This is a genomic window from Pseudomonas sp. UBA4194 (assembly GCF_002379585.1).
Classification (GTDB): Bacteria; Pseudomonadota; Gammaproteobacteria; order Pseudomonadales; family Pseudomonadaceae; genus Aquipseudomonas.
Genome location: NZ_DFUE01000023.1, coordinates 23,822 through 30,930 on the forward strand (window position 1 = coordinate 23,822; position 7,109 = coordinate 30,930).

General features: G+C 61.6%; 5 protein-coding genes and 1 tRNA gene. 3 read left to right on the forward strand and 3 right to left on the reverse strand.

Annotated features, from left to right (window positions below):
* Positions 1 to 8: 8 nt before the first annotated feature.
* Positions 9 to 1,778 carry a GMC family oxidoreductase gene (locus B3397_RS06660; RefSeq protein ID WP_296248397.1) on the reverse strand — a complete coding sequence of 590 codons (1,770 nt, stop codon included), beginning with the start codon at positions 1,776 to 1,778 and terminating at the stop codon, positions 9 to 11.
* Between the two features lie 36 nt (positions 1,779 to 1,814).
* Positions 1,815 to 2,534: a gluconate 2-dehydrogenase subunit 3 family protein gene (locus B3397_RS06665; protein ID WP_296248399.1), complete on the reverse strand. Its 720-nt coding sequence runs from the start codon at positions 2,532 to 2,534 to the stop codon at positions 1,815 to 1,817.
* A 584-nt stretch (positions 2,535 to 3,118) separates the two neighbouring features.
* Here B3397_RS06665 and B3397_RS06670 point away from each other — a divergent pair.
* Positions 3,119 to 4,687 (forward strand): hypothetical protein, encoded by a 1,569-nt coding sequence (locus tag B3397_RS06670; RefSeq protein WP_296248401.1) that lies wholly within the window; start codon positions 3,119 to 3,121, stop codon positions 4,685 to 4,687.
* Positions 4,684 to 5,781: an HlyD family secretion protein gene (locus B3397_RS06675; protein ID WP_296248403.1), complete on the forward strand. Its 1,098-nt coding sequence runs from the start codon at positions 4,684 to 4,686 to the stop codon at positions 5,779 to 5,781. The genes B3397_RS06670 and B3397_RS06675 overlap by 4 nt, the downstream gene beginning before the upstream one ends.
* A gap of 196 nt (positions 5,782 to 5,977) precedes the next feature.
* Here B3397_RS06675 and B3397_RS06680 read toward each other — a convergent pair.
* A tRNA-Ser gene (locus B3397_RS06680) sits at positions 5,978 to 6,067 on the reverse strand.
* Positions 6,068 to 6,280: 213 nt separating this feature from the next.
* Here B3397_RS06680 and B3397_RS06685 point away from each other — a divergent pair.
* Positions 6,281 to 6,970 carry a crotonase/enoyl-CoA hydratase family protein gene (locus B3397_RS06685; RefSeq protein WP_296248404.1) on the forward strand — a complete coding sequence of 230 codons (690 nt, stop codon included), beginning with the start codon at positions 6,281 to 6,283 and terminating at the stop codon, positions 6,968 to 6,970.
* The last annotated feature ends 139 nt before the right edge of the window (positions 6,971 to 7,109 follow it).

Below are 7,109 nucleotides of genomic sequence, written 5' to 3' on the forward strand. Positions count from 1 at the left end.
CGCGCTCCTCATGCCTGCACCAGCGGGCCAGGGTTTTTCAGGTACTGATCGACGATGGCCTGCGCCGAGAACAGCGTGAGGGCGCCGATCAGCGAAGTCGGGTTGGCCTGGAAGTTCTGCGGGAAAGCGTTGCCGCCCGGCACGAACACGTTGTGCACATCCCAACTTTGCAGGTAACGGTTCAACGCGCTGGTCTGCGGATTGTCACCCATGATCGCCCCGCCCACGTTGTGGGTGGAGACGTACTTGGTGATGTCCCAGTGCGAGTTCATCGACAGGAAGCTCTCGCTGAAGCTGTCCGGGCCCAAGGCCTTGGTGATGTCCAGAACGATCTTGCGCAGGTGCTGCTGCAGCTTGAGCTCGTTCTGTTTCCAGTCGAAGGTGATGCGCAGCAACGGCAGGCCCCATGGGTCCTTGTAGGTCGGGTCGAGGTCGACGAAGTGGCCGCGATAGGACTGGCAACTGGTGGTGATGCTGACCTTCATCGAATGGCCGTACCAGTCGACCATGCCGTCTTTCCAGCCCATGCCCCACTCGGGGGTACCGCTGGGCAGCGCGGTGCCGATAGGCGCGCCGGTGGCTTGGGAACTGTGAATCTTGGCGCCGCCGATGAAGCCCAATCCGGGGCCATCGTAGTTGCCCGGAGAGACGTCGTTGAACATCTGCCCGGTCGCCCCTGCGGTGGCGAAGGGGTTGAAATGCTTGTCCTTGAAGAACAGCGTGGAACCGCCGTTGCTGAGGAAGGCGTAGTTGCGGCCGACCGTGCCGGTTTCGGAAATCGGGTCGTAAGGCTTGCCGATACCGGACAGCAGCATCAAGCGCACATTGACGAACTGGAAGCCCGCCAGCACCACGATGCTCGCCGGCTGGAACACCAGATTGCCATCGGCGTCGGCGTAGGTGACACCCTTGGCAGTCTTGCCATCGGGGTGCAACTCGACCTTGAGCACGTTGGCGTTGACCCGGTAAGAGAAATTCTCCATGCGCTTGAGCGAGTCCAGCACCGCCGTTTGCGGGGAAGCCTTGGAGTAGTTCAGGCACGGGTACTTGCTGCAATAGCCACAGTAGTTGCACGGTGCAATCTGGTTGCCATAGGGATTGGTCCAGGCTTGCGAGACGTTCGCCGAGGGATTGGGGAACGGGTGGTAGCCCAGCTTGGTGGCCACTTCGGCAAACATCGTGGTGTTCAGCGTGTCCTTCAGTGGCGGCAGCGGGAACGGCTCGGAACGCGGGCCTTCGAACGGGTCACCGCCGGGCTGGATGACGCCCCGCAGGTTGCCGGTGTTGCCGGACAGGCCGCAGATCTTGTCGAACTTGTCCAGGAACGGCTCGATCTCGTCCCAGGTGAACGGATAGTCACCGATGCGCATGTCTTCCTGCAGGATGCCCGGCCGGTAGGCCTGGTCTGCATAGGTCTTGAGCTTGATATCGGTGGGCGTTGGCCGGATCAACACGCCGGTCCAGTGCAGCCCGGAGCCGCCGACACCTGTACCCGGCTCGAACGCGCCCCACTTGCGGGTCGGCAAGGCCGTGTCGTTGACGGTGTGGCGCACGGTCATTGCCGCTGCCTTGGGTGTTGCCATGATCTTGTTGCGCACGCCGTAGGCGTATTGGTCGGCGGGCTTGGGGTAGGCGAAGTCGGTGTTGTTGCGATCTTCACCACGCTCCAGGGCGCGGACCTTGAGCCCGGCCTTGGCCAGCTCGATACTCATCAACGACCCTGCCCAGCCGAGGCCGACCACGACTACGTCGACTTCGTCATTGGTAATGTTTGCCATAAAAAACCTGATTCTCCAGACGCTGACGACTCGGTGTCAGCCGCGTTCGCCGCTGATGCTGACCGGCCCAAGGGGATACTTGACGTTGTGCTGCGTGACCCATTCCACATAGCTGGCGCGGGCGCCGGGAAAGCCGATGGCGATCCAGGCCTTCATGCCCTTGTTGCCGCCATAGATGGGGTCGGACAGATAGCCCTGCCGGGTATGGTTGAGCACTTCGCCAAAGAACTGCTTGGCCTTGAGGACGTCCTCGCCGAACGTCTTGAAATTGACCTCACCCTGCTGCAACTGCTTGAGCACGGTGTCCCGCGTGGCCGCATCCAGCGCGGCGAAGTTACGCTGGTGCTGCGCCTGGCAGAACGCGTCGACGCAGCGGATACCTATCTGATAGATCTCCTGCGGCCGGTACGGAATCTGGTAGCCCATCTCCGCAGGCGCATTGGTGTCGAACGGCCCTTCGAGATAGATCTCGCTGCCCAGATCGCTGGCCAGTTGCTGATCGATGAACACTGGCACGTTGGTTTCGAGTGCCCCCGGGCCACGACCGCCGGCAGGAATCAGCCGATCACAGGCAGCCATGATGAACGCCCATTGGCCGGCATCGAAAAAGCTCGGTCGGTAATCCTCGAGGTTGGGCGCCACCATTTCGGCAGCTTGCGCGGCACTCAGGCCTTTGATGGTCACGCCGATGGCGGGTAATGCAATCAGGGAAGAAAGCAGGAACTTCCTTCGCGAGGTAGGTCGGTTAAGCAACATCTTGAGGCCCCTTGACTACTCACAAGTAAACCCCGGTCAGTCCGATCTTCGGAAATCGACGGCCTGCCCCTGCACTCCTGGCGCTGCATGACGTAAATCGCGCGCAGCCGATCGCACCTTCACAAAAAGGGACGGGTATGGCGGCGGGTTCAGGTTCCAGAGTTTTTCAGCGAAAGGAGCGGGTTGCAGGTCGTACAACCACTGGAGCGGCAGCCTTGGGCATGCAGGCCGATCCATGAAAACTCACGATCGTTTCAGACGCCGATGGCGCCGTCGGGAACAGGGCTGGCAGGCCTGGAGGCTGCTCTAATTGTGATTCGTCTGCATCGGTGGGCTGCATGAACGGTGTTCATTCAGCAAGGCATGGGTGCAAGACCGTCTGCTCATCACGGGATTGGGTCATCGTACCACCGACCAACGGCGTGTAACAAATTATTTATCCCACAGAGTCAATGCGTTGCGCTGTCGCACACCCTGGCGAGCCTGCGACAGTTCGCCGCCGCTACCGTTACGGATCGGATCGAACTGAAACGTTTCTTCTCCCCCTAATGTCCCATCGCCATAACCGCCGACGCACACTTCGCATGCCTGACAGCTATTCGTACCGTTTCAGCGAAGACGAGCGCCCGATGGTCGCGGGCGCACCTTATCTTCCCAAGCATACGTTTCAAAGACGCGTGGCCTATGTGCTGGTCGCCCTGCTCATGAGCCTGTCCGGCACGTTCGGCAACAGCCTGATCACCGCCAACCTGCCGCAGTTGGCAGGGGGGTATCTGTCCTCCTCGGCCGAGATGGTATGGCTGACCGGCGCCTTCGTGGGTATCGGTGCCTGCAGCAACCTGCTCATGATCAAAGGCCGCCAGCAGTTTGGCCTGCCACTGATGCTGTTCGGTTCTCTGGGCCTGTACGCCGCCGCTGCCGCTGCCGACGTGGTCTTCGCCAACTTGACCACGGCGGTGCTCTCCCGTGCCGCCAACGGCCTGGCCACTTCGACCAGTGTCGCCGCCAGCGTCTACTACCTCATGTCTGCCCTGCCCAAAAGCAAGGCGGTACTGGCGCTGGCCACGCCCATAGCCTGCGTGCAGCTGGCACAGCCCTTGGCGCGTCTGGTACCGGTGGATTTTCTGACGACACAGAGCAATGTCACCCTGCGCCTGATCGTGCTGTTGATTCCGTTGTTGCAGATCCTGTTGCTGAGCCTCAATCCATTGCCACCCACCTACCGGATCAAGGTATTCGAATGGCTGGACCTGGTGACCGGATTGCTCGTGGGCGTAGGCGCGGTGGCGTTGGCCTGTGCGCTGGCCTCTGGCGAAACCTACTGGTGGAGCGACGCGCCCTTCGTCGGCCAGTTGTTGCTGGCTGCCCTGGTAGCACTCGCATTGGCGCTGATGGTCGAGGCATTGCGCAAACGCCCGGAGATAGACATTCACTGGCTGACCAGCCGCCGAATCGCTGCGTTCATGGGCATCGCGTTGCTGGAGCGGATCGCCATGGCCGCCCAGACCAGCAGCGTACCGGGCCTGCTGGCGCTGCGCAGCCTGAACAACGATCAATATCATCTTCTGTTCGGCTGCGTGTCATTGGCGATGCTCGCCGGCATCCTGATCATGCTTGCCACCCTGGGCCCGAAAACGGTGCTGTATCAGATGGTGGTCGCCCTGGGCTGCATCGCGCTGGGGGCGATGCTCGCCTGTTCGACCAACGGCCTGACACGACCGGACGATCTGATCGCCTCACAATGCCTGATCGGATTCGGCGCACCCCTCTTCGTAGGGCCTGCCCTGCGTTACACCGTCGCGCAAGTGCTTGAACACGGTACCCAGGTGTTGGTGCCCACCGTCCTGGTGTTCGCCGCTACGCAAAACCTCGGCAGCGTGATCGGCTCGGCGCTGTTGAGCAGTGTGCAATACGCCACACAACACTACGCCATCGCCGCGTACGCGAATCGCTTTGCCGTCACCAACCCGCTGATCGCCTCCTCCACACTTTCGCAGCTGTCCAGCAGTGTCAGCCAGCAGGCAGCCGTCATAGGCTACTTGAACAGCTTTCGGATCGTGGTGGTCATCGCCCTTTGCGCGATGCTGATGATCCTTGCCCGCGCCCTTTACCAGTCTTTCATGAACCGCAGCCCGCAGAGGAATACGGATTGAGCAGCCAACCCCCTCCCCCGTCGTCGTCCGGCGAGCATGAACAGGTATGGAAACCCACGAGGCCCGGCCTGCTTCAGCTGGGTGCCGTCGGGCTCATCGCCCTGGTGGCCATTACCCTTGTGCTCTACATCTGGCATTTTCCACCGTTCGACGATGACGGCCCTTACACCGACAATGCCTACATCCGCGGCTATGTCACCACACTGGCTCCGGAAGTCTCGGGGCACCTTACGGACATGTACGTGAAGGATTACGAAGTTGTCCACCAAGGCCAGCTGCTGGCGCAGATTGACCCCTCCAGCTATGCCGCCAGCGTCGAGCAAGCCGAGGCCGACCTGAACTCGGCCAGGAGCGACCTGGCCAACAACGCTCAGTCCCAGGCCTCGGCCGCCGCTACCCTGGCCGCCCGCGAGGCGGCATTGACCACTGCGGCCGCCGAATATCAACGCACCGAGCGCGACTACGCACGCAGCGAAGCGCTGGTCAAGGAAGGTGGCGTGTCGGTTCAGAACAGAGACACCGCGCTGGCGGCGCTTCGCTCTGCCAAAGGCTCCGTCGCGCAAGCCCGCGCCAACATTCGGGTGGCGAGCGCCGCGGTACGAACGCAGGAGGTAGCAGCCCAAGGGCTGGCGGCCAAGGTCCAGCAGGCTCAAGCCAGGCTGGATGCGGCGAAGATCGACCTGGCCAGAACGCGCATCCAGGCCCCTTCCGATGGCCAACTGGGCAGGGTCGAGTCCCACGCCGGGCGCTACGTCAGCGCCGGGACCGCAGTGTTCAGCCTGGTTTCACCGCAGCGCTGGATCATCGCCGACTACAAGGAAGCGCAGACCCACGACATGGCGACGGGGCAGACCGCCCACTTCACGGTCGATGCGTTGCCCGGAAAGGATTTCCACGGCCAGGTGGAACGGATTGCACCGGCCACGGGCTCGGAGTTTTCGGCAATGACCGCCGACAACGGCACCGGCAACTTCGTCAAGGTGCCCCAGCGCCTGGGCGTGCGCATCGCTATCGACAAGGATCAGCCACTGTTCGATCGCCTGCGCCCTGGTATGTCGGTGGAGATCACCGTTCATACGCAGAAGGGGAGCTGAGCTGCCGAGGCTGGGCAAAGATCGTGGTATGAGGGGGTCAGGCTGAATGGGGATGGGGCCGCTGCTACAGGCAGGCGCCTGAATAGTGCGCAAGATGCCCTGAACCCCTTGCCCCCGAAAACGGGAAAACCGGAAAACCGGAAAACAAAAACCCCCGGAGCGCTAGGCATTCCGGGGGTCCTTGTCGTATCGAATATGGCGGTGAAGAAGGGATTCGAACCCTTGATACAGTTTCCTGTATACACACTTTCCAGGCGTGCTCCTTCAGCCACTCGGACACTTCACCGTTTCTCTGCAAACCTGTTCGGTCTGTCGAGGCGCGCTAATGTATTCGAAAGCGCCACTGATGGCAAAGCTTTTTTGCAAGTTTTTCATGTGCTTAAGCAAAACCCTGGTTTTCCCCCAACCCTGCAGGCTGACCGGGCGGTCACCCATACCGCTTTACCTTGGCCGCAGGGCTGGGTAACGTCGGCGGCAAAACAATACAAGGAAAGCTGGGATGAGCGAGCTGATCGACTACCAACTCGAGGACGGCATTGCCACCTTGACCCTCAACAACGGCAAGGTCAACGCGATCTCTCCGGACGTGGTGGCGGCATTCAACGCGGCGCTGGACCAGGCTGAGCAGGACCGGGCCGTGGTGATCATCACCGGGCAGCCAGGCATTCTTTCGGCAGGGTATGACCTTAAGGTGATGACCTCCAGCCCGCAGAACGCCATCGGCCTGGTGACCCAAGGCTCTACCCTCGCCCGCCGACTGTTGAGCCATCCGTTTCCGGTGATCGTTGCCTGCCCTGGGCATGCGGTGGCCAAGGGGGCGTTTCTGTTGTTGTCGGTCGACTATCGCATCGGTGTCCAGGGGTCGTTCCAGATCGGCCTGAACGAGGTGCAGATCGGCATGACCATGCACCACGCGGGCATCGAGCTGGCGCGGGATCGGCTGCGCCGTTCGGCATTCCAGCGGTCGGTGATCGGGGCGGAGATGTTCGATCCTCAGGGGGCGCTGGAGGCGGGGTTTCTGGATAAGGTGGTGGCGGTGGAGCAGTTGCGCGAAGAGGCGCTGGCGGTGGCGCAGCGGTTGAAGAAGCTGAACATGAATGCCCATGGCAAGACCAAGCTGAAGGCCAGGAAGGCGTTTCTCGAGGCGCTGGATGAGGCGATCTTGCGGGATCAGGAGCAGGGGTTTTAGGCGCTGGGTTTAGGGTTGGTTCGACGGGTATTCGGGGGTGAATGGTCCCCTCACCCCAGCCCTCTCCCTAGGGGAGAGGGAGCCAAAAGCAGATCATCGATATCCGCAACACCATCGTACTGCCCCCTCTCCCTCAGGG

Coding starts and splice junctions, on each gene's coding strand:
- B3397_RS06660 (WP_296248397.1), bottom strand. CDS start 1,778: ATGGCAAACATTACCAATGACGAAGTCGACGTAGTCGTGGTCGGCCTC.
- B3397_RS06665 (WP_296248399.1), bottom strand. CDS start 2,534: ATGTTGCTTAACCGACCTACCTCGCGAAGGAAGTTCCTGCTTTCTTCC.
- B3397_RS06670 (WP_296248401.1), top strand. CDS start 3,119: ATGCCTGACAGCTATTCGTACCGTTTCAGCGAAGACGAGCGCCCGATG.
- B3397_RS06685 (WP_296248404.1), top strand. CDS start 6,281: ATGAGCGAGCTGATCGACTACCAACTCGAGGACGGCATTGCCACCTTG.